24 protein-coding genes, 1 pseudogene and 1 other annotated feature are annotated in these 26,598 nt (G+C 41.5%); of the genes and pseudogenes, 8 read left to right on the top strand and 17 right to left on the bottom strand.

The genetic code is table 11. From position 1 onward, the window contains the following. Window positions 1–63: 63 nt before the first annotated feature. The 6 genes and pseudogenes from SporoP32a_RS00685 to SporoP32a_RS00660 form a co-directional block, all read right to left on the bottom strand. The gene (locus SporoP32a_RS00685) at window positions 64–588 is read right to left on the bottom strand and encodes a YceI family protein (protein WP_085426150.1); all 525 of its coding nucleotides are present in this window, start codon (window positions 586–588) and stop codon (window positions 64–66) included. Between the two features lie 154 nt (window positions 589–742). Further along, a complete protein-coding gene (locus SporoP32a_RS00680; protein WP_198166196.1) occupies window positions 743–1,339 on the bottom strand; it encodes an NADPH-dependent FMN reductase in 597 nt (198 codons plus the stop codon). 16 nt (window positions 1,340–1,355) lie between these two features. Further along, window positions 1,356–2,339, bottom strand: a pseudogene (locus SporoP32a_RS00675) (ring-cleaving dioxygenase). A 193-nt stretch (window positions 2,340–2,532) separates the two neighbouring features. Next, window positions 2,533–3,270 (bottom strand): pirin family protein, encoded by a 738-nt coding sequence (locus SporoP32a_RS00670; RefSeq protein ID WP_198166195.1) that lies wholly within the window; start codon window positions 3,268–3,270, stop codon window positions 2,533–2,535. 101 nt (window positions 3,271–3,371) lie between these two features. Next, window positions 3,372–3,677 (bottom strand): monooxygenase, encoded by a 306-nt coding sequence (locus tag SporoP32a_RS00665; protein ID WP_085426147.1) that lies wholly within the window; start codon window positions 3,675–3,677, stop codon window positions 3,372–3,374. 14 nt (window positions 3,678–3,691) lie between these two features. After that, window positions 3,692–4,603: a DsbA family oxidoreductase gene (locus SporoP32a_RS00660; protein WP_085428938.1), complete on the bottom strand. Its 912-nt coding sequence runs from the start codon at window positions 4,601–4,603 to the stop codon at window positions 3,692–3,694. Window positions 4,604–4,866: 263 nt separating this feature from the next. Here SporoP32a_RS00660 and SporoP32a_RS00655 point away from each other — a divergent pair, with 263 nt between their 5' ends. The 3 genes from SporoP32a_RS00655 to brnQ all read left to right on the top strand — a co-directional run bounded on the left by SporoP32a_RS00655 (window position 4,867) and on the right by brnQ (window position 8,169). After that, the gene (locus SporoP32a_RS00655) at window positions 4,867–5,424 is read left to right on the top strand and encodes a TetR/AcrR family transcriptional regulator (protein ID WP_085426146.1); all 558 of its coding nucleotides are present in this window, start codon (window positions 4,867–4,869) and stop codon (window positions 5,422–5,424) included. Window positions 5,425–5,466: 42 nt separating this feature from the next. Then, complete coding sequence (locus SporoP32a_RS00650) at window positions 5,467–6,171, top strand: anthrone oxygenase family protein (RefSeq protein WP_232319562.1); 705 nt, start codon at window positions 5,467–5,469, stop codon at window positions 6,169–6,171. A 193-nt stretch (window positions 6,172–6,364) separates the two neighbouring features. Continuing rightward, window positions 6,365–6,617, top strand: a binding site (T-box leader). Window positions 6,618–6,867: 250 nt separating this feature from the next. Next, complete coding sequence (gene brnQ / locus SporoP32a_RS00645; protein ID WP_085426145.1) at window positions 6,868–8,169, top strand: branched-chain amino acid transport system II carrier protein; 1,302 nt, start codon at window positions 6,868–6,870, stop codon at window positions 8,167–8,169. A 160-nt stretch (window positions 8,170–8,329) separates the two neighbouring features. Here brnQ and SporoP32a_RS00640 read toward each other — a convergent pair whose 3' ends face one another. The 3 genes from SporoP32a_RS00640 to SporoP32a_RS00630 form a co-directional block, all read right to left on the bottom strand. Then, window positions 8,330–10,138: a M3 family oligoendopeptidase gene (locus SporoP32a_RS00640; protein WP_085426144.1), complete on the bottom strand. Its 1,809-nt coding sequence runs from the start codon at window positions 10,136–10,138 to the stop codon at window positions 8,330–8,332. 270 nt (window positions 10,139–10,408) lie between these two features. Further along, on the bottom strand, window positions 10,409–10,609 hold the full coding sequence (locus SporoP32a_RS00635) for a cold-shock protein (RefSeq protein WP_085130578.1): 201 nt from the start codon (window positions 10,607–10,609) through the stop codon (window positions 10,409–10,411). 273 nt (window positions 10,610–10,882) lie between these two features. After that, complete coding sequence (locus tag SporoP32a_RS00630) at window positions 10,883–11,404, bottom strand: GNAT family N-acetyltransferase (RefSeq protein WP_085426143.1); 522 nt, start codon at window positions 11,402–11,404, stop codon at window positions 10,883–10,885. A gap of 184 nt (window positions 11,405–11,588) precedes the next feature. Between SporoP32a_RS00630 and SporoP32a_RS00625 the strand changes: the two genes are divergently transcribed. Beyond that, the gene (locus SporoP32a_RS00625; protein WP_085426142.1) at window positions 11,589–12,284 is read left to right on the top strand and encodes a pseudouridine synthase; all 696 of its coding nucleotides are present in this window, start codon (window positions 11,589–11,591) and stop codon (window positions 12,282–12,284) included. A 133-nt stretch (window positions 12,285–12,417) separates the two neighbouring features. On the opposite strand, the gene SporoP32a_RS00620 is transcribed toward SporoP32a_RS00625, so the two are convergent. The 3 genes from SporoP32a_RS00620 to SporoP32a_RS00610 all read right to left on the bottom strand — a co-directional run bounded on the left by SporoP32a_RS00620 (window position 12,418) and on the right by SporoP32a_RS00610 (window position 17,340). Further along, window positions 12,418–14,175, bottom strand: a complete 1,758-nt coding sequence (locus SporoP32a_RS00620; RefSeq protein ID WP_085426141.1) for a GMC family oxidoreductase — start codon at window positions 14,173–14,175, stop codon at window positions 12,418–12,420. 28 nt (window positions 14,176–14,203) lie between these two features. Next, on the bottom strand, window positions 14,204–14,998 hold the full coding sequence (locus tag SporoP32a_RS00615) for a gluconate 2-dehydrogenase subunit 3 family protein (RefSeq protein ID WP_158232770.1): 795 nt from the start codon (window positions 14,996–14,998) through the stop codon (window positions 14,204–14,206). Between the two features lie 662 nt (window positions 14,999–15,660). After that, the gene (locus SporoP32a_RS00610; RefSeq protein ID WP_085426139.1) at window positions 15,661–17,340 is read right to left on the bottom strand and encodes a sulfite exporter TauE/SafE family protein; all 1,680 of its coding nucleotides are present in this window, start codon (window positions 17,338–17,340) and stop codon (window positions 15,661–15,663) included. 149 nt (window positions 17,341–17,489) lie between these two features. On the opposite strand from SporoP32a_RS00610, the gene SporoP32a_RS00605 reads away from it, so the two are divergent. Continuing rightward, window positions 17,490–18,239 carry a MerR family transcriptional regulator gene (locus tag SporoP32a_RS00605; RefSeq protein WP_085426138.1) on the top strand — a complete coding sequence of 250 codons (750 nt, stop codon included), beginning with the start codon at window positions 17,490–17,492 and terminating at the stop codon, window positions 18,237–18,239. A gap of 120 nt (window positions 18,240–18,359) precedes the next feature. Here SporoP32a_RS00605 and SporoP32a_RS00600 read toward each other — a convergent pair whose 3' ends face one another. The 3 genes from SporoP32a_RS00600 to SporoP32a_RS00585 form a co-directional block, all read right to left on the bottom strand. Next, window positions 18,360–19,625 (bottom strand): YbfB/YjiJ family MFS transporter, encoded by a 1,266-nt coding sequence (locus SporoP32a_RS00600; RefSeq protein WP_085426137.1) that lies wholly within the window; start codon window positions 19,623–19,625, stop codon window positions 18,360–18,362. Between the two features lie 496 nt (window positions 19,626–20,121). Further along, window positions 20,122–20,877 (bottom strand): SDR family NAD(P)-dependent oxidoreductase, encoded by a 756-nt coding sequence (locus SporoP32a_RS00590; protein ID WP_085426136.1) that lies wholly within the window; start codon window positions 20,875–20,877, stop codon window positions 20,122–20,124. Then, window positions 20,864–21,805, bottom strand: a complete 942-nt coding sequence (locus SporoP32a_RS00585; RefSeq protein ID WP_085426135.1) for an MBL fold metallo-hydrolase — start codon at window positions 21,803–21,805, stop codon at window positions 20,864–20,866. Before SporoP32a_RS00585 ends, SporoP32a_RS00590 begins: the two co-directional genes overlap by 14 nt. A 191-nt stretch (window positions 21,806–21,996) precedes the next feature. On the opposite strand from SporoP32a_RS00585, the gene SporoP32a_RS00580 reads away from it, so the two are divergent. Next, on the top strand, window positions 21,997–23,136 hold the full coding sequence (locus SporoP32a_RS00580; RefSeq protein WP_085426134.1) for an SPFH domain-containing protein: 1,140 nt from the start codon (window positions 21,997–21,999) through the stop codon (window positions 23,134–23,136). A 10-nt stretch (window positions 23,137–23,146) separates the two neighbouring features. Further along, window positions 23,147–24,253 carry a TFIIB-type zinc ribbon-containing protein gene (locus tag SporoP32a_RS00575; protein WP_085426133.1) on the top strand — a complete coding sequence of 369 codons (1,107 nt, stop codon included), beginning with the start codon at window positions 23,147–23,149 and terminating at the stop codon, window positions 24,251–24,253. A gap of 90 nt (window positions 24,254–24,343) precedes the next feature. On the opposite strand, the gene SporoP32a_RS17130 is transcribed toward SporoP32a_RS00575, so the two are convergent. Further along, window positions 24,344–24,487, bottom strand: coding sequence for a hypothetical protein (locus SporoP32a_RS17130; protein ID WP_157129906.1), 144 nt, complete (start codon window positions 24,485–24,487; stop codon window positions 24,344–24,346). A 72-nt stretch (window positions 24,488–24,559) separates the two neighbouring features. On the opposite strand from SporoP32a_RS17130, the gene proC reads away from it, so the two are divergent. Then, window positions 24,560–25,369: a pyrroline-5-carboxylate reductase gene (gene proC / locus SporoP32a_RS00570; protein WP_085428936.1), complete on the top strand. Its 810-nt coding sequence runs from the start codon at window positions 24,560–24,562 to the stop codon at window positions 25,367–25,369. A 276-nt stretch (window positions 25,370–25,645) separates the two neighbouring features. Here the strand turns inward: proC and rnz are convergent, their stop codons facing one another. Next, complete coding sequence (gene rnz / locus SporoP32a_RS00565; RefSeq protein WP_085426132.1) at window positions 25,646–26,593, bottom strand: ribonuclease Z; 948 nt, start codon at window positions 26,591–26,593, stop codon at window positions 25,646–25,648. Between the last annotated feature and the right edge of the window lie 5 nt (window positions 26,594–26,598).

The following is a 26,598-nucleotide window of genomic DNA, read 5'->3' as shown; positions in this document are numbered from 1 at the left end:
ATTAACTAACTAGTGGCTCAAGTAATCCTATTCAATCAGAAAGAGGCGAGTATCGTCTATTCGTTATGCTGGATTCACTTGAAGTTCTACTGTGATTTTAATATCGTCGCCTACTAATACGCCGCCTGTTTCTAGCGCTTGGTTCCAAGTTAAACCATATTCTTTTCTAGAAATTTTGATAGCTGTTTCAAATCCAACTACATCCACACCCCAAGGATTTTTCCCAGCTCCCGTACGCGATACGTTAAATGTAGTTTTCTTCGTAACATCTTTAACTGTCAAATCGCCAGTTACATCGTATTCGTCTTCTCCTGTTTTGACAATTTCAGTCGAATCAAATGTGATAGTCGGATACTGTTCTACATTAAAGAAATCAGCTGAACGAAGGTGGTTATCACGATCTTCATTATTTGTATTGATCGTGTTCACATCAATCTTGAAGTCAATCTTCGCATCTGTTAAATTATCTAGATCTCCAGTAACCGATCCTTCCACTCCAGTGAAGCTACCTCTTACATTGGATACCATCATATGTCTTACTGAAAACCCTACGTTCGTGTGCGCTGCATCTACATTCCATTTTGTCATGTTAAAACTCTCCTTTTTATTTACGTATTAAGACCATTATACAATGTAACTGTCTCGAATTCAATATATTCAATTTGGTTGTATCTGAAATCGTTGTATTTAAGTGTAAACACTCTATTACTATGACCTATATAGAAAACTTTATACCTTTAGCTTATTTACGGATTGTATTCAATGCTGTTGTCCAAGGAATTACTTGGTCTAACATTTGGTTTACTGAAGCGGCCTGTACGTCAGCAGCTTTAAGTTCTGTGCCATTTTCAAAGTCTGTAAACAATGATAATGCCGGGTGAACACGAACATGCGCTACGGATAATTCGCTCAAAATACCACGTAAATGTTCTGCTGCACGAGCTCCGCCAACTGAACCGTATGAAACGATACCTGCTGCTTTGTCGTTCCACTCTACGCGAAGGTAGTCTAATGCATTTTTAAGTGAAGCCGAAATGGAGTGATTGTATTCTTGAACGATGAATACGAACCCGTCTTGTTTTGCGATAATTTCTGACCATGCTGCTGCGCCTGATGCATCGCCGCCTGCTTCGCCCAGAAGTGGTAATTTATAATCCGCGATATCAATAATCGTGTAATTCGCATCTCCGCGTTTGTCTGCCAATTCTTTTACCCATGCTCCTACTTGTGGACTTACGCGTCCTTCACGTGTGGATCCTAAAATAATACCGATATTTGATTTTGTCATTTTTATTTCCTCCTGTTGTTTTGTTCCAAATAATTTACTGAAAAAACTCATTGTTCATTCCAACTCCTTACAAATACTCTTTATCAAATGTACGTGTGCTACGTACTGTATCGATCGGTCTAACTTTTGCTTCAATTTCTTCGCGGTGTCCTTCAAGGAATGGTGGTAATGAAAGAATCTCCCCAACTGTTTCATACGGTTCGTCTCCCATGAATCCAGGACCATCTGTTGCCCATTCAAATAGAATGCCAGGCGCGACTGCTGCGTATAAAGATTCAAAGAAGAAGCGATCCACATAGCCTGAAGTTCTAAAATCCGATGATTGCATATGATTTATCCATTCATGCAATACGTTCGTATCTTCCACGCGGAAAGCTGCGTAATGCACTGTACCAAATCCTTGTCGACCTTCAGGTAACGTTTCATTATGTTCCACGATGACTTGCGCGCCATTTCCACCTTCACCCACTTCGAATAAATGGAATGAACCTTCACTTGCAAAATTTTCGCATGAACATTGCATTTTCCAAAACACCTTTAAACTTATCAAATTCAGCGATACGAATATGAATAGGTCCTAAACCTGTAATGGCGAACTCCAATGGTACGGGACCATTTTACCAAGGTGTTCCTGACTCAATACCTTCGTTCAACTCATCGGAAACTAACATATATTGTTGATCATCAAAGTCTACAAATGAAAACGTCTTTTTACCGAAAACTTCTTCGATTCCATTATGTTGTACTTCATATTTTTCAAAACGTTTCATCCAGTAATCAAGTGCCGCATCTGTCGGTACACGGAATGAAGTTTTATAAATTTCATTCGTACCATGCGTACCTTTTGGAATACCCGGGAAATCGAAAAATGTCATATCTGTTCCAGCCGAGCCTTTATCGTCTGCGAAGAATAAGTGGTAGGTTTGCACATCATCTTGATTGACAGTTTTCTTTACGAGACGCATTCCTAATACAAGGTGAAAAAATCATAATTCTTTTCTGCACTACTCGTAATAGCTGTTACGTGATGAATTCCTTTTAAATGGTTCATATACATCCTCCTATATATTAGCTCGTTTTCATATACTATTAATTCGAGACAAATTTGTTTAAAAAAAAGAGATTGTCTTTAAATTAGCGTCAATTGCTTTTGCGATTAATTAACCTATCTCGAATTCAATATAAATATAACACGGGTAAATTTCATTGTCAACACATAAAATTGTAAATTCATTTATTCGTGGCTACTTCTTCAACCCACTAATAGTTCCACCCATAGACATAGTCGCAGTCATTTCAACAAAGAACAGGACAAGTGTAGTATCTTCATTCGCGACAAACGATGGTAGTGGATTGACTGGATCGGTTACCGCTTCTTGTTTGCCAATTGTCAGATGCTCCATCGTAATCTCTCCATTCATGACGTATAGGAAAGGAGTGAGACTTGAATAGCTTGGAACGTCAACCACTTCACCTGCTTTAGGATGCGCGTCTAGAATGTAGACTTGTTGTCGTACATACAATGGGGCTTCGCTACCTTCAGGCCCTACCATGACATACCAATCCTTATTGTCTACCGGTTTATCATGAAATTGAATTTCCGGTGATAGATCGGTTTCATTCGGTCGCACGAAGATTTGAAGCATTTCTACTTCATCTTCTTTTACTTTTTCTTCATGCCAAAACCCTGCTCCTGCATTCATCAACATTAATTTCCCACGAGCAATCGGCGCTTCAAATCCTGCAGAATCACGATGATGCATGACGCCAGAGCCAATATAGCTTAAAATTTCATCATTGATATGCTGGTGCATTTTAATCGTTAACCCTTTTTTCATCACCGCATGGTCAATGATTGCTAATGGGCCAAACGCTGTGTCTGTTGTTTCATCGCCAAGAATATCGCCTGGTTGAACGCGTGTAATAGTGAAAGGTCCTCTAAATGGCACGGCATGATTTCCTGCTGCGAGTTTTTGTAACAATCGTAACTCCTCCTTTTTCATCGTATACAATAAAATCGACTATCCAAAAGGAAGTCGATTTTATGTTATAGTACGTGTTTTACAGAAATACTTCTAGTAATTTAGTTTACAGGTCCTTTATTGATCGCAGTCAATGTAGAATTAACAGCAAAGATTTTTGCGTTAACGCCCGTAATACCAAAGCTAGCTAATCTCTTTGTATGCATCTCTACATATTTTTCAGCCGATTCTTTTGTTTCGAAATTGTAAATTCCACCGGCTTCTTTGGCTTCAGGATCTTCCGTCCATATTTTCCAAATGAATCCCTCTTCTTCATTGATGCTTTTCGCCAAATCAGCAAACCCTTCTGCCATTTCTTCTCCAAACGGTCCATCCATTTTAAAATCAACTTGTGCAATATAGCTCATAATCATTCTCCTTTTCATTCAGTAGTTGTGAAATAGACTTCTCCTAGAATTTCTTTTGCTTGATATTGATTCGGTGAAAGTTCTTTTTCTACATAAGAAGCTACGTCAGATTGTTCTACATCGTACATCACTTCAATTTCTTTTGAGAAAAGTAGTCTTTCTTTTTCAAGTAAGCTAGAAATTGCTGGTTGTGGCTTTGGTTGTAGTGTGTCCACGTCAAGAACTTTTTTTAATCCATCTACGTAGGATTCAAGTGGACGACCCCCTACAATTTTCAAGCCTTTATTTTTTGCATTGATCATAATAATGCTTGGGAAACCCGTTGCGCCTAAACTTCTAGCTTGTGCAAAGTCTTCATTCAATAATTGTTGTCCGATTGGTTGTTCAGCTTCATTGACAATCGCTTCTCCATCAAGGCCAAGTGCATTGACGATTCCAACCATCTCAGCGCGTTCTGAAATATTTTGATTGAATACGAAAAGCTCTTCTCTTGTACGTCGTAAATAGGCAGATGCCAATGTGTCGCCATGATTCTTTTGAATAATTTTAAATACACGAGACGGAGGATACGAAGATTGGACTGGATTATCAACCATTAAACTACCATCAATCGACATTCTTGAATGTTCTCCAACTTCTCTCCAATGACCCGCCACGTCAGCCGGCTTATAAATACCATTTCCAGGATCGATCGGCCCGTCATGCCATTTTTCCAATAAACCGCCCATCACCGTATGCATGTTGAAATAATGACCATATTGTTCTACAAATCGACGAAGCTCAGGTTCAATCGCCCAACAATGAGAACATATAGGATCCGTCACATAATACAAATTAATCTCTTTTGCTGGCTGATTAAAATCGATCATTTCCATTTCATCGCTTCCTGCTTCTCCACATATTCCTGTTTCCATATCACACATCATATTATTGTTGTTTTTCAATGTATTATTCCCCTTTTCTATAGTTTACGGAATCCGCGCTTTCTTCCGTTCGAATCTATTTTTTCTAATTTCCACTGCTAGCGAAAAATTTAATTACGTTTCGTATCCTCTGCTTTACGCGCTAATCATTTGCCTACAACTAAATTCTATACCATAATGAAAATGATCAACACCAATAGAACCTTGGTTTTGTCGCTTATACAACACATTGAAGACATTGTCGGAAAAGTAGGAGGGAAAACGACATGAATCAACCCAAGACGGACCCACGAATTCTACGTACACGTAAATTAATCATGGATACTTTTATGGAACTGTCGGGTAAAAAAGAATTTAAAGATATTACGGTTACAGATATTGCGGCGGAAGCGATGATTAATCGTGCAACGTTCTATTATCACTTTGAGGATATATATGACTTATTGGAAAAGGTATTATCTGAAGTGTTAGTAGTGAATTTGGATTGCAGCAATTATCAAGGCAATGAATTAAACGAAGAAGTGATCACGAGTATTTTTGTAGCGATCACGAACTTCCAAAAATCCTTATCGAACCGTTGTCACAGGGGATACGAAGATACGATTGCTCGGAATATTCGAGAACAGCTCGAAATCATTTTTTATAGAATGCTGTTAAAACAACATAAAACAGAAGAAGATGAAGGGTTGAAGATTACCGCTGTCATCTTGAGCTGGGGAATCTATGGAGCTTCTGTAGAATGGAAAAGAAAGAGTAACGAGATCACACCAGAGGAATTTATTCAATTAGCTATTCCTCATTTACTTCACAAGCATGACAATTGAATAACGCGTGACATGCACACACTAAAGGAGATATACACACATATGAATGGATTATTTACAGGGTTTCGTGCTGTCTTAGTCATTTTCTGCCTATCGCTATTGCCATCGACAGCATTTGCTTCGGATAATGTACCCCATCCTGAGATGAATGACCTTCCGTTACAGCAATTCAATTTTTCGCAACCGGCCGCACTAAAATCCACGGAATTGAGTGAAGGGTTGATGGCTGAACAAAATGAGCCAATCGAAGACAATAAGTCATTACTCTTTACAGTTTTAGCGGGACTTGCTGTACTCACAACCGGCATGATGGCTGGTATCGTCTTTGCATACGCCAACTCCGTCATGCCCGGTCTACGTAAAGCAGAAGATCGTACTTTCGTTCTTGCCAGTAGACACTTGACTTCATCCGTAGCCAATCCACTTTTCCTTATCATTTCAAACGGTGCTCTTCTAGCGCAAATCGGATTTATTGTAGTAGCTGTTTTGATGCAGCAGTCTTCTCAAATTGTTTTAGGATCGATCGCATTGATCTTCTATATCGCGACTTTACTTATTACTTTCTTAGGAAATCTTCCGTTAAATAAAGCCATTATCTCTGCAGAATTACCTGCAAGCGATGCTAAATGGAATGAATTAAGAGTACGTTTTGAATCTCGTTGGACACTACTGAACAACTTGCGAACTATTACTTGCATTTTGAGTGTCTCTACACTAATCGTCGCTCTGCTTAGTACATATTATTGAAAATGCGTTTAAAAGCCATAAAGTCCAGTAATTAGTGAATGAAACTCTTCCAAAACACAATAAAAATACTAAACTTTCTATCGTTGTATTATCTTCCCTCTTACTCCAATATGTGAACGCGTTTCAATATTCCGAATATATTAAAAGGTATTGACCTTTCTAATAGTTGTCTGTTAAATTGTATTGTAGTATATAATATTCAGTGACGAGAAAGAGTACGATAGGAATCCTGTTCCCGAGAGAGTCAGCATTTGGTGAAAGCTGATGAACAGATCATGTCGGAAAATCATCTCCAAGATGCAAAGTTGAAAATAGTAAATTTTGCCGGACTTCCGCCGTTAAATGGAACATGTATAATCGTATGATGATAGTGTTTGTAATTTTTCTATCGTTTTACGAAGATTTTCGAACATGGGTGGTATCGCGAGTAAAGACTCGTCCCTATTTAGGGGGCGAGTTTTTTATGCGCAAAAATAAAGGAATGAAGATGTAAGCTGCACATCGTACCCGATTGATCGGAATCAATTTTGCGGTGAAACGTATATGTCGAATCATCGGTATTGGGTAAATTATCGATACAATTGACACTATATTTTGTGAAGTCGCAATATTCTAGATTACAATAACTCTATATAGTAATATTATGTACTATCATTTTACTCTAGGCACACACAAAACACACCAGGAGGTATTATAGTGAGTAAAAAACACATACTATTCACAGGATTCATGCTTTTCTCCTTATTCTTCGGAGCTGGAAATCTCATCTTTCCACCATTTCTTGGATTAGAATCAGGCACGAACTTTGCACCCGCCATTACGGGCTTCCTCATCACAGGCGTACTACTGCCTTTCATGGCAATCATGGCGATCGCCTTGTCTGATAACGGACTATTGTCGATGGGGAACCGTGTACATAAAGTGTTCGGAATGATTTTTGCCATCATTATCTATATGTCCATTGGAGCCTTTTACGGTATACCGAGAGCTTCAAATGTTGCATATGAGTTAGGGTTCAAACAAATCGTTGAAGTGAATGGCAGCATCCCATTGCTTATATTCTCTATATTATTTTTCGGTTTAACCTATTACATCAGCTTAAACCCTAAAAAAATCGTGGATCGAATTGGCCAATTTTTAACGCCTATTCTTTTGCTAGTTTTAGGGGTACTCGTTGTCCAAGCTTTCATCAAATTTGATAACATATCTTCTGCTCCACAAGCAGATTATGCATCAGCCCCATTCGTAACTGGCTTCTTGGAAGGCTATTTCACAATGGACGCTGTCGCAGCGCTGGCGTTTGGAATTGTCGTGATCAACGCGCTAAAAGACAAAGGTTCCAGATCGAAGGCGGAGCTTGTTAAAGGGACTCTCGGTGCCGGCTTCATCGCAAGTATCGGATTGGCCACTGTCTATTTCTCACTCGGGTGGATCGGCAAAGTGATTCCAAATGAACAATCTTTTGGAAATGGCGCAGAAGTATTAACGGAAGCAGCTCGCATGTTGTTCCCAAGCGGCGGCGGACTACTTTTCGGAATCATTGTCATGTTGGCTTGTTTAACAACTTGTGTCGGTCTAATTAATGCCTGTTCAAGATTTTTCAATGAAATTTACCCAAAATTGAGTTACCAGGCGTATGTCGCTATTTTTGTATTGTTCGCGTTGTTAGTATCCAATTTAGGATTGAATGCCATTTTAGCTTTGGCTATACCTTTATTAGTGTTTATTTATCCGATCTCCATCGTGCTAGTCATTCTTTCGTTATTCCAACACGTTGCAGGTGGCGGAAAGATGATGTATCGACTTTCCATATTTATCACAACTGTTTTTGCGTTATACGAAATACTGACTAGCATAGGGTACAGTTCGGATCGCTTGACTGACTGGCTAGAATTTATTCCATTTTTCGAACAAGGACTTGGCTGGGCTTTACCCGCGCTCGTCGCTGCCATTGTTGGTTACATTATGGATACGTTTAATCATCAAGAAAATCAATAAATCCAATCAAAAATCCCGATTCTTAAATAAGAGAATCGGGATTTTTTCGCTTTCTATTACCTTTTATTGATCTTTTGCGCAGTTTTATACCCCGCGACCACCATCAATACACCGACGATCACCATGATAATGATTGTAATCGGACTTCACTCCTTCAAGTTTACTTCTGTAAGGCGTCCGTCAGTTCAACAAACTCTTCTACGTCTTTCGCAACGAGCGCAATGCCAGCCGCCCAGAAATCTTCTTTTGTAATATCTACATCTAAATGCTTCTTCGCTAAATCTTCTACTTTCATCGATCCTGTATCTTGCAATAACGCGATATACTTCTCTTCAAATCCTTCAGGTTGTTTCAAGTATTCCGCGTAGATCCCTAAGCTGAACAAATACCCAAATGTGTACGGGAAGTTATAGAACGGTACACTATCGATAAAGAAGTGTAATTTCGCTGCCCAGAAATGTGGATGGTAAGAAGACAAGCTATCACCGAATGCTTCTTTTTGCGCTTCGACCATTAATTCATTCAAACGAGTTTCCGAAACGATGCCATTTGCGCGCTCCGTATAGAATTTATCCTCGAATATAAAGCGGGCACGGATATTTAAAAACATAGCCGTTGCACCTTCTAATTTATTGGCAAGCAAAGAAATTTTCTCTTCATCCGATGCAGCATTTTTCACCGTAGCATCTGCAATAATGGTCTCAGCAAACGTACTGGCCGTTTCCGCCACGTTCATCGCATACCCTTGATTTAGTTCGGGTAGATCTTTCATGACGTGACTGTGGAAGGCATGCCCTAGTTCATGCGCTAATGTACTCGTATCACTTGGTGAACCTGTGAAGGTCATGAAAATACGCGACTCTTTGAATTCAGGCAAGCTTGTGCAATAACCGCCTGGGCGCTTATTCGAACGATCTTCCGCTTCAACCCAGCGATTTTCAAGTGCATGCTTTGTGAAGGAGGTGAGTTTCGGTCCGAATGAAGCGAAATTTTCAATAATGAAATCGCATGCTTCATCGTAAGTGAAACGAGTCGGTTTCGTTTCCCCTACTGCAACAGGAGCCGCCACGTCTTGCCAACCAAGTTTTTCTACGCCAAATAAATCTGCTTTTTGTCCTAAGTAATCAATAAACGTTTGTTTCTGCGCATCCACTGCCGACCACATCGCAGACAACGTCTCTTCGGACATCCGATTATATTCAAGTGGTTCTTCTAAATGGCCTGTTCTCCCGTGTACTTCTTGCAATGTCAGGCGGTAACCTGCCAAGTGATTCAAGATATCCGCAAAGATCGGTCCGTTCGTCGACCACGTTTTCTCCCAGCTGTCAAAAAGGTCTGCACGGACTTGTGGATCCGGATCAGCGTACATTTTGTTCATCGCTTGCCCAATGGATAAGTCCGTTGTGTCACCGTCTTTATCTGTAAAAGGAACCGTCATCGTGGAGCCCACCGTATTATACAAATCGCTCCATGCTGCAAGGCCATCTTTATTTAATTTAGCAATCAGCTTTTCTTCGTCTTCAGATAATAAACGTTTACCTTCTTCGCGTATTTCATTCAACGCAAAGCTGATTTCGTGTAACGTATCAGCTTGCAAAAGCTTTTCCCAATTTTCATCCGAAATCGCTACAAGTTTCTTCGTAAAGATCGTAGACAATTGCTGAATTTCACTACCTGACTCCATCACTTGGCCTTTGACAACGCTTGCATGCGCATCATCCATGAAAGCGTCTCGCCACATATTGATGAATGTACCAACCTGCCCTAAACCTTTCCCAATGACTTCTTGCTGTTTCAATAATTCAGCTAGTGTAGAAGCACCGTTCGCTGGATCATAATTCCACGCTTTTAATTGATCTGCATACACGACAATATCTTCTTTTACAGCCGAAAGCTTAGTTTGTACTTCTTCAGACTGGGTTCCCCCAGCAAAAATAGTTTCTAAATCCCATGTGTTTTCATATTTCAATGGATGTCACTCTCCTTATATCCTTCCATTTTAAACTTTATTAGTGAATTAAGAAAGATTTGTTAACTAATTTTCTGATAAATCATAAATTACGCATAAAATGTATGATTACTATTGCGCTTTTATTTTTCTCTACCCATATTTGGTTTAACCTTTATATTCAAAAAGCGTACTAATTCTCAAATGAATTAGTACGCTTTTACTTCTTATGTAAAATAAATATAATCATAAAAAAAAGACCCTCCATAGAGGGCCTTTCTAAAGCTTAAATTAAGCTTTTTGAACGTTAGTAGCTTGTAGGCCACGTTGTCCTTGTTCGATTTCAAATGTTACACTTTGACCTTCGTCTAAAGATTTGAAACCGTCGCCTTGGATAGCTGAGAAGTGTACGAATACGTCTTCCCCTGCTTCGCGCTCGATGAAGCCAAAACCTTTTTCTGCGTTAAACCATTTCACTGTACCTTGTTCCATAATTAATTGCCTCCTAGTGTGGATGTCCACACAATGATGTTACTATACTTGCTCAAAACTTTAGACGAAAAACAAAATATATTTCCATGAAATATATTCTCGATCTGAAAAAGAACAAAGATAATACTCTTTAAATATAACAGACATTAAATAAAAAAGCAACCCAAATGATTACTTCTTCGTATTTTGCTACTGCAATCTTCGTATACTAGCTATTAAAACCTTGTTAGATCAAGCTAGATCAACCAATAAAATAATTTTATTTTCTTAAAATTAGAAACATTTCTCCATACGAATATCCGCACGCATATCCCCTTCATAATATGTGAAGTTTTCTATCCGGCCGATTTCTCGATACCCTAATTTCTTATACAGTTTCAAAGCGGGCTCGTTAAACTCAAATACACCCAATTCCATCCGCTTAAGACCTTGTCCTTTAATTTGTTGTTCCAAGTAGTCGAGCGCCGTAAAACCAATGCCCTTCCCTCGTCCTTGACGTTCCCCAATGGAAATACTAATCCACGCCGTCCCGGGTTCTTTTTTAAGTAAATGATCAGGGTCCACTGTATAGCTCATTTCACCGATTAGCTGATCCTCCAAATAGATAAGGAATGTATGTTGATATTCCAACTTTTGAATAACGTCATCTATAGTGAGAGTATATTCTTGCTCTAATGCTTCTTTACTTGGATTCGGTTGATTCAAAGGTTTCAAATACATATCATTCCCCCAGCGATTCAGCGTGTGGATCAGCGCAGCTGTAGGTTCCGTTAATTTCACAAATTCTATCGTCATTATATTACCCTCCTGAGTCTGTATTTTCTCGTGCAGTCAGTCCTACTCATTAGACGTTTCCTTCATTATATCAAAACGCTCTCCATTTGCTTCATATCGAATACCTATCCGAATGCCGTGCGTAGTCAAAAGAGCAATCATGATATACTAAAAGAAACGTTATAGAAAGACAGGAGCGGACATGTTGAGATTGAATCAATATATTAGTTCTTCAGGATTTTGTTCGAGAAGACAGGCAGAGCGGTATATTACAGCTGAAAAAGTTTTAGTTAACGGCAAGATTGCTTCCCATGCGTATCTAGTTGAAGAGAACGATCAAGTTGAAGTCGATGGTCATCTAATCGCACATACTTCCGAAGACGTATATATCATGCTCAATAAACCAAGTGGCATTACGTGTACAGCGTCTCCTGCTATTGCTGGTAATATTATCGACTTCATTTCCTATCCTGAACGGATCTTTCCCGTTGGACGTCTAGATAAAGAAACGGAAGGTCTGATTTTATTAACGAATGACGGAAGTATTGTGAATGCGTTAATGAAAGAAGAAAATCAGCAAGAAAAAGAATATGTAGTAACTGTTGATAAAAAGATTACGGGCACCTTTATAGAAGACTTATCAAACGGTGTAGATATTTACAACCCAAGAATTAAAGGGTACACCACGACTAATCCTTGTCCGGTCACTCAGATCGATGACTATACGTTTCGTATGACGCTTTCCCAAGGATTGAATAGACAAATCCGTAGAATGTGCAGACGTTTTCAATATACGGTAACGCATTTACAGAGGGTACGAATCAAACATATTGAGCTTGGATCATTGGAGAGCGGTCATTGGCGCTATTTGACTGAAGAGGAGATCGCAGGGTTAAAGTAGTTATACGAATACATACACAATTAACACGTTATAGTTATCCGTTTGTATGTTATTAAATTTAAAGAATAGCCTAGTATCGCATTTGCGACACTAGGCTATTTTAAATACATTATTTATTTATATAATTACTCTTTTACGCTTTACTCGTTTGTTTAGCTTCCACTAACAAGCCGCCTTCGCCTTCAAGATACTGGATCATACCTTCTGAAGCGCGGTAAGCAAACGCACCGATTGTTTCAGTCGGGTCATGGTTACTGTTGTGTGGGAATGAAGATCCACCTAGCACGAACAAGTTTTCCATATCCCACATTTGCGAGTACGAGTTGACAGCGGATGTCTCAGGATCTTCACCCATTATCGCACCGCCGAGGAAGTGATTTGTGTAGAACTTACTGTCAAACTTCACATCATCCGGAACATCGACTAGGTCAATAATATCCGCACCCATTTCTGTCATAATTTCTTTACATGTTTCTACACCATGCTGCGCGCGTTTAATATCTTGCTCTTCATAGTGCACCGTTGCACGAATCAACGGATCGCCTAGCTCATCTTTATACGTAGGATCTAAATCCAAGTACGTGTACCGGTTAGGCAGAAACGCAGTCTTCGCTCGAATGATCAAGCTGCGGTTATGATAAAACAAGTTCTTCTCTTTGTATTCTTTACCCCAAGCAGGCGTGCCTTCTGGTACATGGTTATTATCGATAGGACGCTGACCTAAATGGTAATAGCGGATTTCATAACCGTGAAGGAAATCAAGGTCTGTATGATCCACGTTATCTCCCGCAAAGTCATCTACTTTTGCACCTAGCGCACCTGTACCCATCGATAAATTCCACTTTTCATTATCGAAGAAACCACGTGCACCGATATACGTACTAATATTACTGAAGTGGCCTGTAAAGTTTTTACCGATTACGCCTTCTTGCGTTTCAGGATTGTACGGCTTGCCTATTTTCGACTTCAATAATAGCTTGTTATTCGTAAAGACGAAGCCAGCGAGTACGACGATATCCGCAAGTTGGATAAATTCATTTCCTGTAATATTATCGATATATTTCAAACCAATCGCTTTCGTTCCGTCATGAATGACTTCCGTAACTGTCGATTCATTGCGGATCTCAAAATTGCCTGTTTTTCTAGCTGTTTCAAGGACGGTAACAATTGGATCCCCTTTGGCACCGAAGTCACATCCGTACTCTTCACAGAACGCACAATACATACATGCATTGATTGTCTCGCCATCGGGATTCGTATATTGCTCAGACATATTAGCTGCTGGCAAACGATATGGGTGATACCCCAAGTTTGTTGAAGCTTTTTTAAACAACTCGATCGATGGAGTGGTTTTCAATGGCGGATTCGGATACTTGTCCGAACGTGGTGGCCCAACAGGGTTTTCTTCACCAGAAACTCCAGCTGTTTTTTCAAATTTATCATAGTACGGTTCCATGTCATCGTACGTAACTCCCCAGTCCTGTATCGTACAGTTTTCTGGAATTTTTTCCTTGCCGTATCGTTCTACTGTTTGGCTATGGATCTCAAAGTCATAAGGCAACCAACGTAAGCTCACGCCATTCCAGTGAACACTTGCACCGCCTGTGTCATTCCCGAAACGTGCATAGTTGTTATTTCGCACTGGTTTCGCCACTTCGTCCATACTTCCTCTTGCAGTTACCGTATCTTTTGATAAATCTTGCATCATATTGTAGCGAATAGAATATTTCAATTCGTCTTTCGCACCGATAAAGTCGTCACGTGACTGTTCTTTACCTCTTTCAAGTGCTACTACGTTGTAACCTTTTTTCGTCAGCTCGGCCGCCGTAATTCCACCTGCCCAGCCAGAACCGACTATGACGACGTCTACTTTTTTTAACTCTACTGCCATATGTCTTACCTCCTGGAAACGCTAAATTTTATTTCTTTCGTTGATAATCTGTCAAACTGATTGGATCCAGTACGACGAAGTCTTCACTTTCAATGACGTCCGCATAAGAAGGTCGCGCACCGGCAAATTCTTTCATGCGCCAGCCGTCCATGTTTTTATTGCCACCATATAACGGATCCGAAAATGCACCTTCCAACGTCGCTTGCTTAAGTAGTGCGAAAAACGCATCCGATGGAATGGATTTCATATCGAGCTTACCCGCTTCAAGATCGCTCATGATTTCATGTTGTTGCTCTTCTGTCGCCTGATCAAATGAAGTATCAAATCGTTTTGTGCTTTCATTATTCATCAAGCGCAATCCTTCAAGGAATATCTTCCCACGATTCGCGCGTGAATGATTGACTTTTTCATCAGCCTTCTCAATTTTCTTCAAACCTTCCAGATTGGTAAAAGGTGCTTGACGGTAGTCGTCACCATTTATGCCCCAAGTTCCTGCGAGTTGTTTATCGATAAAATACGGTACATCCAACCCGATAGCTCCTGGACCACTGTCGTCTTCAGGGAAAATAAGTTCCGTAGCCGTTGCCAGTACGATAAAGTCTTCAAAGCGTCCGAAGAAAACTCGTGCGTGGGACGGATCCACATTAGCAGCAGTTTTTTCGTTTTCCCCTTTTTTCCCGTCATCAGATTTCATCTGATTGGTAAATAAGCCGCCCAGCAAAGATCCACCTGCCACGCCACCTACTACTAAACCGGTGTTTTTCAAGAAATTTCTACGTCCTGGATCATGACTTTCTGTTTTTGGATTGTTGTTGTCAGCCATTTCATCACTCCTATGCATAAAAGTTTTTGTGCATTGTTATGTACTGTAAAATTGCGCGGTTATTCATTATGTTCTGAAATTTCATTTGAGATTAAACCATTTACTTCAATGAATGCAGAACTGTATTCACTTCCATATTTTGTCGATTTGTTAGAACATTACCATTTCGACAAGATGAACTAAAGACCGCTACAATATCCCGTCTTTACCATAGTTCATTTTGCTAAACAATACATTATGTAATAATAAATACTAATTTGCTAGAAACGTATAATTGATTGAATTTCTTATAAGCGAAATCTTATGAACAAAAACACATTTCCTTGCTGGTTATGCCATTAGATTATTTTTAAAAAACGTGGTTCTATTTAGAAGAACTCTCCACAGTAAATTTGACCTGATATTTTAATTTAAAACTCTATATTATAATGTTTTTCCGTTTATAGGGAATGTCGTCATTACGTAAAAGCAGTACAAAAGTATTTTATTGAATTTTATAATTATTCATTGATGAAAACCATTCATCACCGAACAATATTCACGATAAACTTGTAGCGTATTCTTCTCATTGAATTTACCAATATATTTTAAGGTGATTTATTTGATATTATTATAAAAATACCCCGACACCGCAAGTTGCGATGCCGGGGTATAAGAAATATTCATTTCACGTTCTTATTCATTAATGCTTTTACAGGAAGGAATAACTCACCTGTTTCCAAATACGTCACAATCAGTTGATCGCCTACTTCTACATAAATTGAAAGTGGTGCCACTTCCGATGAAACAAGGAAGTTTCGGCCGTCTTCTGTTAGGAATGAGACAAGCGTGAAATCGCCTACACGTTCTTTAAACACCCGTGCAACCGCGACATTCGCTTTCGCTTCTTCTGCATTTGAACTTCCATCTACTGTACTACCACCTCGTTGGAGCGCTGTTTTATATAATTTCAACGCTTCATTTGGTGAATTCGCAAATACAGAGATCTCAGGATTCGCAGCGGAAACAATGAAATAATTTTGCAAGAATCCGTTCGAATCTAATACCGGCGTCAACCAACTAGCTTCCCCGTAGAAATTATACAAGACGGGCATTTCCCCGCTCCATTTTTTCTCAATAAACTTCTTCTCAATAATCTGGAGCGCACCTTGTGAATCCATGTAGGACTCTTCCAAGTTCCCCGTGTAATACGTTGCTTTCCCTGTTCGGCCATCGGTTAATGCATAGCCAAGCATCGAATCTACGCCTTCTTTCGGGCTAGTGAAATCCGTAAAGTAATACATATGTCCATCCGCATCAAAGATCGGGCTAACATTTGCTTCTGTTCCTTCGTCTGAAGGAAGTTTCACGTCTTTCTTCCCGACTACAGAGTTCCAAAAACCATGAATATAGTTTCCGAAATAACTATTTTGAAGACTTACCGCTTCAGGCGAAATCGCTCCGTTAATAAATTCCGGAACATCTTTCAATGCATATTTCTTCGTAGCACCCGTTTCCGGATTCAACATGACAATTCCCTTCGCGTTAAATCCATTACGTGCCGTTATGAATTCCCCGTATGTGCGAATATAATGCGGCTTGCCTTCATCATCAATTTCCAATTGAACATCTCCGTAAAAAATCAAATCCGGCATATCCATACGCATTTTACGATACACTTTTTTATGCAAATAGGAAGAAGTTGTATACGCCATTTCCGTTTTGATAAATTTAGGATTATCCGATGAATCCGTCGCACTCATCGTGAAATAACCTGGTGTAGTTTTCCCGTTGAACCACTTAAAGAAACCTGAAAACTCTACAGGCGCAATGTAGACGAATTCATCTTGTACTTTTTGAATTTGCAAATGACCCAGTTCATAATAGCTCGTATCTGGGACTTGACCGAACGCTTTTTTCATTTTATTGCGTGCAAACTTCGGCGGTACACTCGCAGGCGTTTTCGTTTCATCAAACGCTGTGATCTCTACTTTTTGCGCCATCGCAACCGTTTCATACTTTTTATTCGCATTAAACAATGGCGCACTTAAGATATACACACCGACTAGAAGCGCAGCAAATGACACGACCAGTTTGACTTTGCGTTCTAAACCTTGAGAAACAACGGCTCCTAAAATAGCCACTATAAGAAGCAATGCCCAAAGCGATGTCCAGTTACGATCCAAATTCGTTATATAATAAAATACGAATACACCAATCGTAGCAATCACCGCAAGTGTGCCGAAAGCAACCCATCGGTTAAATGACAACTTCTCATTTTTATTATTTACCGAAAGGAATGGAACGATAATAGCACTTGCCACGACCCCTGCGAGTAACGAAAATAATAGTAAACTCCACATATTCAACACTCTTTTCTAGGAACAAGATTTTTATTTCATACTCTGTATACGTATAAGATCGAAAACCGTTTCAAATTTATATTCATCTTCTCTATTGACTCTTACGTAACGTTATACTTTAAAGTAGTAATTGTAGGGAGGTGCATACAATGAAATGGATGGTAAAGGAAGTTGCTGAATTAGTAGGGATAAGTGTACGCACACTGCATCATTATGACAAAATCGGTCTCCTAACGCCGGATGAGATGACGGAATCTGGATATCGTCTGTACTCAGCTGAAAATCTGGATACATTGCAACAAATACTGTTCTTCAAAGAACTCGACTTCCCACTTAAAGAAATAAAAGAAATGATTAGTAGTCCATCATTTGATCGTCAAGAAGCGCTGAAGCTCCAACGCCATATGTTACTGCAAAGACGCGAGCGGATCGACAGACTGATTGCCACAATTGACAAGACTACTAAATTTGAGAAAGGAGAGAAACAGATGTCTAATAAAGAAAAATTTGATGGCTTTGATTTCAGTCATAATTCGTATAAAGAGGAAGCGCGTCGCAAATGGGGCGATGAAATAGTGGATCAATCGACTGCTGCCATTGAAAACAAATCTACTTCAGAACAACATGAGATGGGCGAGAAGATGACAGCGATCTATAAAAAATTGGCCATGCTGAAAGATACGTCACCTGAATCTGTAGAGGCACAAGTAGGTATCAATGAATGGTATGACTTCTTGAACAAGCACACTGGCCACCATTACTCGTTAGATGCATTTAAAGGACTCGGGCAACTGTATGTGGATGATGAACGCTTCACGCAGAACATTGACCAATTTGGAAACGGCTTGGCAACATTCATGCGCGATGCTATGAAGATCTATGCCGAGAAGAACAAATAATACGAAGAGTAAACAAGCGCCGACATTCCTATATGGGATTGTCGGCGCTTATTTTTCTTCCTATATAGTTGTAGTAAGAAGTGTAATTTCATTTAACAAAAATGAGTACTACCCATCCATTCACACTTCCTTGGCAGATGTCTCTTTTATAGAAAAGTTGTCCAGCACAGGTTTCGCTTCTAACTCCGTCACATCCAAATCGACCGCATGGGCTTTCATTCGAATCGACAGCAAGAACGCTATGCCAAGCAATGCACTACACATAATAAGTGCAAGCGGTATTTGCTGAAAACGATCAATAATCCAGCCACCGATACCTGGACCGAGCAACTGCCCTCCTGCGAAGAAAAACGTCACATAACCAAGTGCGACAGGTGCGTATGTCGGATGGACTTGCTCCGTAGACAGCGCTTGACAGAGCGACAGCATCCCGACAATCGTTGCTCCCCATAGGAATTGGCTAACGATGAGTCCGATATAGACCGGGAACATCACCGGAATGATTAGAGAAACTGCTCCAATACCAAGAGTTGTAAGCAAAGCCGATTTACGACCAATCCGGTCCGAAACCCCGCCCCATAAAGGCCCACTGAAGATCGCCATAATTCCACTGATTGCCATGATCTGCCCCGCCTGAAACTTCGTCAGCCCTACTTCGAGAATATAACTGAACAAGAAGCTTTGCGGCACCAAATAGGCAAAGCCCACAAGGCCGTAAATGAAAGCGACGCGAAGTACGCGTTTATTGAAGTATACTTTCGTCCAAAATGAACGTTTCTGCGTCTCCTTCGGCAATAATGGGATCGGTGGGTCACGCAAGATAATCATCGCGATTATAATGGAGATGATTGACACAGCGCCATAGAAGAACCATAAATAGCGCCAGCCCATATCCCCGAACCATGTCGTGAAGAATGGAATTAAAGCACTTGAAATTAATGTTCCGAGCCCCATGCCGCTGACAAGGAATCCAATCAGCATGCCGCGCTTTCTCGGAAACCAACCGACTAATATAGTAATAAGCGGCGTGTAGGTGAAAGCGGTTCCAATTCCGAGTAATAACATCGCAGAAAGCGTCCAGCCATACCCTGTGATAAATGACAGCATGAATAATCCGAATGAAACGAGTCCAGTTCCGAAGATGACAAGCTTTTTGGCACCGAATTTCGTAACGAGCAATCCGACAAAGATCACCATCATCAAATAGCCGATCGACACGGTCGTGGCGAGTAGTCCGGCTTGTTTATAGGACATCTCCAAATTTTCTTTCATGAAGGGCATAATAATTCCGTACGACATCCGTCCAAATCCGAGAGAACTGACGGTGACGGCGACACTCGCAAATGCATATTTCCAAATATTTTGTTCGTGCTCCTTGGCTAACATAAGAATTCCACCCTTTCTTCGCGTTGTGCTTCATTCTTTGTGAGAGAATTCATTCAGAATTGCGTCAGGGTGTTAAGTCGTAGTAGCTTCGGCAGGAATTCTGAGTTTGTGTATTTTATGTCTAAAGTGTGAATTCTATCCCTAACACTATAGCATTCATGTTAGATTATTCCAACTTCTTTTTAGTTTACATAATTCTATTATTGTTACCTTTGAAGAAAGTGAGGAGATGGATACCTTTGATCTTCGTTCCAGGCGGACGCTTTCCGCGGGCACGGCTTCAATCTCCTCGTCCGCTTCGCTACCTGCGGGGCTTTCAGCGCGCGCTGTTCCCGCTAGAGTCGCCGCCTGGAACGAAGATCAACTAGTTTAGTGTGTTAACGATCGTATTAAACTACATACTAGATGACGTTACTGCTTTTCTTCACAACGCTAAAAACGCTGCCGCCACAAGTCGTAACTTCACGACTTTTAGCGACAGCGCTCTATATAATTCTTACTTCTTATAGAAGAATGGTTTTCCGATAGTTTCTACTAGACTCGGTGCGAGTGCGTAAAGTCTGCTCGTTAAGCCAGTGATTTTCGGTAAGTTTATTTCACGTGTAGGTCGCTCGATTGTGTCCATGACGGCAGAGACCACTGTATCGACTGAGAGTAGCTGGCTGCCCATTGCTTGTTTGTAGCCGCCGGTGACGTCCGCGAGTTCGATGAATGGCGTGTCGATTGGTCCTGGATGGATGACGGATACGTCGATGTTATACGGTGCGACTTCCATGCGTACGGCGTTCGTGTAGCCGATCAGTGCATGCTTCGTTGCGGCGTAGACTGATGTTTTCGGCGTGGCTACTTTCCCTGCCTGTGAGCCTATATAAAGTAAGTGCCCGTGCTTACGCTTGATCATTGCAGGTACTACGCGAGCAGTCAGTTGCATCGGTACACGGACATTTGTCTCTAGCATTGCCTGCGTGTCTTCATCCGTTGTCTCGTATGCCAAGTGGAACTTCCCTACTCCAGCTGAGAAAACGACAAGGTCAGGGGTTTCGATAGAAGATAATAACCAGTCGAGTTGCTTCGTATCGCGCAGATCGGCACAGTATCCTTCTACGCCAAGCGTACGCAGTTCTTCTAACGCTTTCGCATTACGTCCCGTCGCGATGACGCGGTAGTTCTTCAACACCGACAAACGCTTGGCAAGTTCGAACCCAATACCACTCGTTGCACCCGTGATCAGTACCGTTTTAGATGCGGACATAGTGATGAACCCCTACAGAGTCGGTTGTTTCCGAAATGAATTCATTGGCTACTAAATAATCCAATTGTCCGATCGTTTCAGACAGTGTCAATCCGAGTTCTTTCTCATAAACGGCCGGGAATAATAACTTGGTTACGTCATAGACTGTCTTCGATTCGTCTAGCATCGCGAGCACTTTCATTGCACGGTCATGTTGCTTCGCTAGGCGTTCCGTAATGAGTTCATGGGCGTTCATAATCTCGCCACCATGTCCACCGTAGACGAGTGATACCGGCAAATCCAACAAACGTTTCAGAGATGCATTATATTGTAGCAACGACTTCGGACGTCCTTGCTCTTTTTTTAATGGAGGCTCAATTAATGGATTTGATGACACTTTCTCAAGCAATAAGTCCCCACCGATAAGAATACCTTGCTGCTCATTGAACAACGATAAATGACTTTGCGCGTGGCCGAGTGACTCTTGGATTTTCCAACCTGGATGCCCTGGCAAATCATCGCCTTCATTCATGATTCGGTCAACGGGACGATCGCCCATCATGTCGACCGATCGGCGGAAACGTTGAAGCCATTTCGAATACTCATCCGGCACGCCTTCTTCTAGTAAAGACTGTTCGTAAAAGCGGTCGTGGCGATCGAGAAATTCTGCGTCACGTGATAACCAGTAGTTTAAGTATGGGTGACCTAGAATTTCCGCGCGGTCGAACTGCTCTACCAGACCGCAGTGATCGGGATGGTGATGCGTGACGAATACTTGCTCTATATCATGAAACGTATAGCCCATTTCCTTTAATTTCATCTGCAATACTTCACGTGCTTCAGGTGTTTTCGTAGCCGCGTCCACGAGCGTCAGCGTGTCGCCTTTTAATAAAAAGCAGTTCACATCACCAACCGCAAATGGCGTCGGTGTAATAATTTTCGTAATCATAAAACTTCCCCCTCATAAATGAATGACTGTTCAGTCTATTGTACCCTTTATTTTCATGAGCGTCACGTCTAGTTCACTCATTTACAGAAAGTATTTTCCTGCAAAATGAAACCATTTCCCCGATTCTACGTATGGTATACTACAAGAAATCGCATGATTTGCAAATATCATGTCGAGTTGGAGGGATCACTATGGGATTTTTTAATATGTTCAAAAACCAATTCATCGAAGTAATCGAATGGCAAGCGCAAGACGCCAATACATTAGTCTATCAGTTCCCAGTTCATAATAATGAAATTAAAATGGGAGCAGAACTAACCGTCAGAGAATCACAAGTGGCAATTTTCGTCAATGAAGGCGAAATCGCAGACGTTTTCGGACCCGGCCGCCACATTCTCTACACGCAGAACATGCCCGTCCTCACCAAGTTAAAGTCGTGGAAATACGGCTTTGATTCGCCATTTAAAGCGGAAGTGTATTTCATTAATACAAAGCAGTTCATCAATCAAAAATGGGGAACGGCGAACCCGATCATGATGCGCGATCCTGATTTTGGCATGATTCGTCTTCGTGGGTACGGAATTTATTCGTATCGCGTGGCAGAGCCTACTGTTTTCCTACGTGAACTATTTGGAACGAATAGCTCTTATGATACGAATGCAGTCGAAGGACAGTTGAAGAAAATGATTATTTCAGGTTTGTCTGATCTATTCGCGGAGTCGCAAATACCAGCGCTCGACCTGTCGATGCATTACGACGAATTAAGTGATAAAGGTAAAGAGAAAATGATGTCTCGTTTCGCAGCATTTGGATTCGAAATCACGTCACTTTATATCGAAAATCTGTCATTGCCTAAAGAAGTCGAAGAAGCGATGGATAAACGCACGTCGATGGGTGTGCTTGGTAATATGCAACAATACCAGCAATATCAAGCTGCGGAAGCTATGCGTGACGCGGCACAAAATGAAGGCGGCATGGCAGGTGCAGGTGTCGGTATGGGCGCTGGAATGGGCATGGGTCAAGTGATGGCCAATGCGATGAATCAGAACCAAACACAGCAGCCCCAAGCACAAGCTGCAACGAAATCATGCCCGCATTGTCAAGCTACGATCAATGCAGATGCGAAGTTCTGCGGTCAGTGCGGAAAGTCTGTCGAAACCGATAAAGTACCGTGTATTAAGTGCGAGACTATGATTCCGAAAGATGCAAAGTTTTGTAGCGTTTGCGGTACATCTCAAGTCGCGGAGAAAATTTGTCCTGCCTGCTCACACGCCAATCTGCCAGGTGCGAAATTCTGCGCAGAATGCGGTGAGACGTTAGACGTAAAGTGAGGGATGTTCGTTGACTTCATTTGATGAACAAAACACTGTCGTAGAAGATACGCAAAATATCAAATGTCCTTCCTGTGGCGGAAATACGGAATACGATCCCGAAACACTTGGATTGAAATGTCCATTTTGCGGTCATGAAATGCCGATCGAAGCAACGTTCGACCACCACGTAGAATTGGATTTCAATGAAGCAGGAAATAATCTACAACATCTATGGAATGAAGAGAAACGTGTTTTCTCTTGTGGCAACTGTGGAGCGGAATCCGTACTCGACGCACATGTCGTCGCGGATTTCTGTTCGTTTTGTGGTTCCTCCCATATTACAGTGACCGATCAGGACGCGGGGATCCAGCCAGGGTTATTGATTCCATTCCAAGTCTCAAATGAACAAGCCCAAGCGAAGTTCAAAGAATGGATCAAAGGGCATTTCTTCGCCCCCAATACTCTAAAGAAAACCTATCGACTCAATAAAATCTCTGGCGCTTACTTACCATACTGGACGTATGATAGCCAAACCTCTTCACAATATGTCGTGCGTGTCGGAAATTACTATTATGTTACTGAAACTCGGACGGTGTATGAAGACGGCAAAGCAAGACAAGTGACCGAGCAAGTGAGGAAAATCCGCTGGCATCAAGAAAGCGGCAATTATCGCGAGTTTTTCGATGATATTCTCATTAAAGCATCTCACACCGTCGAACCGAAATTATTGCAGAAAGTACAACCTTTTCAATTGACGAGTTTGACGGATTATAAAGTAGAATACATGTCCGGATTCCTCGCTGAGCGTTATTCCGTTTCATTGCAACAGGGATTCTCTGAAGCGAAAGATATCATGACACGAGGAATCGTTAACGGTATCGAACGCTCCGTTGCAGGTGATATCGTGGAAGTAGCTAGTCTTTCAACCGACTACAAAGACATCACGTACAAGCATATATTATTGCCGATCTGGATTTCTTCATTTCATTTTAAAGAGAAAATTTATCAATTCATTGTCAATGGACAAACCGGAAAAGTATCGGGCAATTATCCACTGAGCGCGATGAAGATCACTTCGCTCGTCATCTCCATTCTGATTGTTATATTCATCGTCTACTTGTTCATTGACAGTTAAGGGCGGTTTGACTTTTCAGTTTGTACATGACATAATCATAAAAATAGTATGGAACGGGCAATGAGGAAGATTAGTAAAGGGTGGATGGATTTAAGAGAGCATGGCCAAGGCTGCGAGCCATGTATCCCACTCCCCTTCGAACCTCCTTCCGAGCTGTTGTGGAAACACGACCGTATCTTCTGCGATAAAGAAGACGTGAAGTGTGCTGTCGCAAACAGCAAATTTAGGTGGCACCGCGGAAACCGAGCGTTTTCGTCCTGAACTATGGGACGAGAGCGCTTTTTTATTTTGGGAAGGATGTTGGAAATGAAGAAAATTTTATTTGTAGGAGCCGGACAGATGGCTGAAGCTATTATTGCGGGAATCGTAAATAAACGAGTACTATATGAAGAAAACGTCTATGTGATGAACCGTTCAGACAAAGATCGTTTAGATGAACTCGAGTCGCGTTATGGCATTACGAAAGTGTGCGAAGACCGGGATTTCATTAAGAATGTGGACTTGGTCGTTCTCGCGACAAAGCCTAAAGACGTAGAGAAAGTTATGCAGGATATCGCCCCGTATCTCGGAGAAGACACGACGGTCCTTTCGGTCATTGCTGGCATTTCCATCGAGACATTTGAAAACGGCCTTGGCAAACGTCCGATTGCGCGCTCGATGCCGAACACGTCCGCTACTATAGGAAAAGCGGCAAGCGGTATCGCATTCAATAAAGCAGTGTCAGATAAAATGAAACAATCCATTTTGAGCTTGTTAAATGCGATCGGCATCGTTAAAGTCGTCGAAGAAGATGATCTGCACGCAGTCACAGCCCTTTCCGGCAGCGGCCCGGCATATATTTATTACCTCGTCGAAGCGATGGAAGAAGCAGCGGTAGCCCAAGGTTTAGATGCAGCGGATGCTAGGGAGCTCATTGTTCAAACCATTTACGGAGCGGCATCCATGTTGCAAAAGACTGGTGAAGAACCAAGTGTGTTGCGGACAAATGTGACGAGTCCTGGCGGTACGACCGCAGCAGGTCTGCGTTCTTTAGAAGACCATAACTTTAAGACAATTATTTCGGACTGCTTGATCAGTGCAGAAAATAGGTCACGTCAACTCGGTTCTAGGAAATAATAGTAGACACAGACGCTTGCGGGATAGATATTCCGTTAAGCGTCTTTTTCTATGAGCGGAACTTTAGGTGCTATGAGCGGAATTGAAGCTGCATAGAGCATTCGCGACGGCTAATAGAGCGCCCGCGAGGCTTGATAGAGCAGTCAAGCGGCCTCATAGAGCGGTTACGCGGAAACATTGAGCGCTAGCAAAATCGCACGCAACCCTCCCCCTCAAAACGAATAAAAAAGCGCCATCGCAAAAAGTCTCATGCAAGACGACTTCTTGGATAGCACTTTAATTTTTCACTAACTTCGTTAATTCGCCATGTTTCCACTGATAACGCGCAAAATCATCCGCAATGGAAATAGCCTCGAACACTTCAGTACCTTCCGCAATGAATGCGGGCATTTCACTTGGCATAAAACGTGCGCTAATATGGTTGGCAATTAAATTCTTAACGTTTGCTTCTTTCGCGACAGTCGCCGCTTCCACAATAGTTGAATGACCGAATTCTTTCGCGCCTTCAGCGTATTCATCGGTGAATGTTGCTTCGTGAATGAGGATATCTGCGTCTTGTGCCAGTTCAACGGAAGCCGCGCAATACGACGTATCCCCAATGACTGTAATAACAAAGCCTTTTTTCTTCTCTGTCGTGACGTCTTTGCTGTAAACAATCTGCCCATTGTCGAGCTCAACATCAAGACCGTCTTTCAATCGCTGTAACAACGGACCTTTCGGAACACCTTGTTCAATCGCTTTGTCGATCAACAATGTACCCGGCAACTCTTTTTGTTCAATACGAAAGCCAAAACTTTGGATGACATGCTGGACTTCTTTCGCGTAAACCTTGAATTCATCCGTTTCAAGAATCATGCCGTCATGAATTTCATGAACGTTCAGCTTGTAAGGCAAGTATGTACCCGTCACTTTATAAGTATGTTGCAACCATTCTTTCAAGCCTGCTGGCCCATACAGATCAACGGGATCACCGCCGCCTAAAAATGCGCGCGAACTGAGAAAACCAGGTAATCCGAAAATATGGTCACCATGTAAATGCGTAATGAAGATTTTTGTGATTTTCTTTGGCTTGATCGCACTGTGCAATAATTGATGTTGCGTCGCTTCTCCACAGTCAAACAGCCAATTTTCCTTGTTCTCATCTGTCAGGTCGAGAACGAGTGCAGATGTATTGCGTTGCTTTGAAGGCATTCCTGCGCCTGTCCCCAAAAATTCTATGTCCACATTCA

This window comes from Sporosarcina ureae (genome assembly GCF_002109325.1).
In the GTDB taxonomy this organism is placed as follows: domain Bacteria; phylum Bacillota; class Bacilli; order Bacillales_A; family Planococcaceae; genus Sporosarcina; species Sporosarcina ureae_C.
The sequence above is the reverse complement of the archived record's forward strand: the minus strand, read 5'-3'. Positions and strand labels throughout refer to the sequence as shown.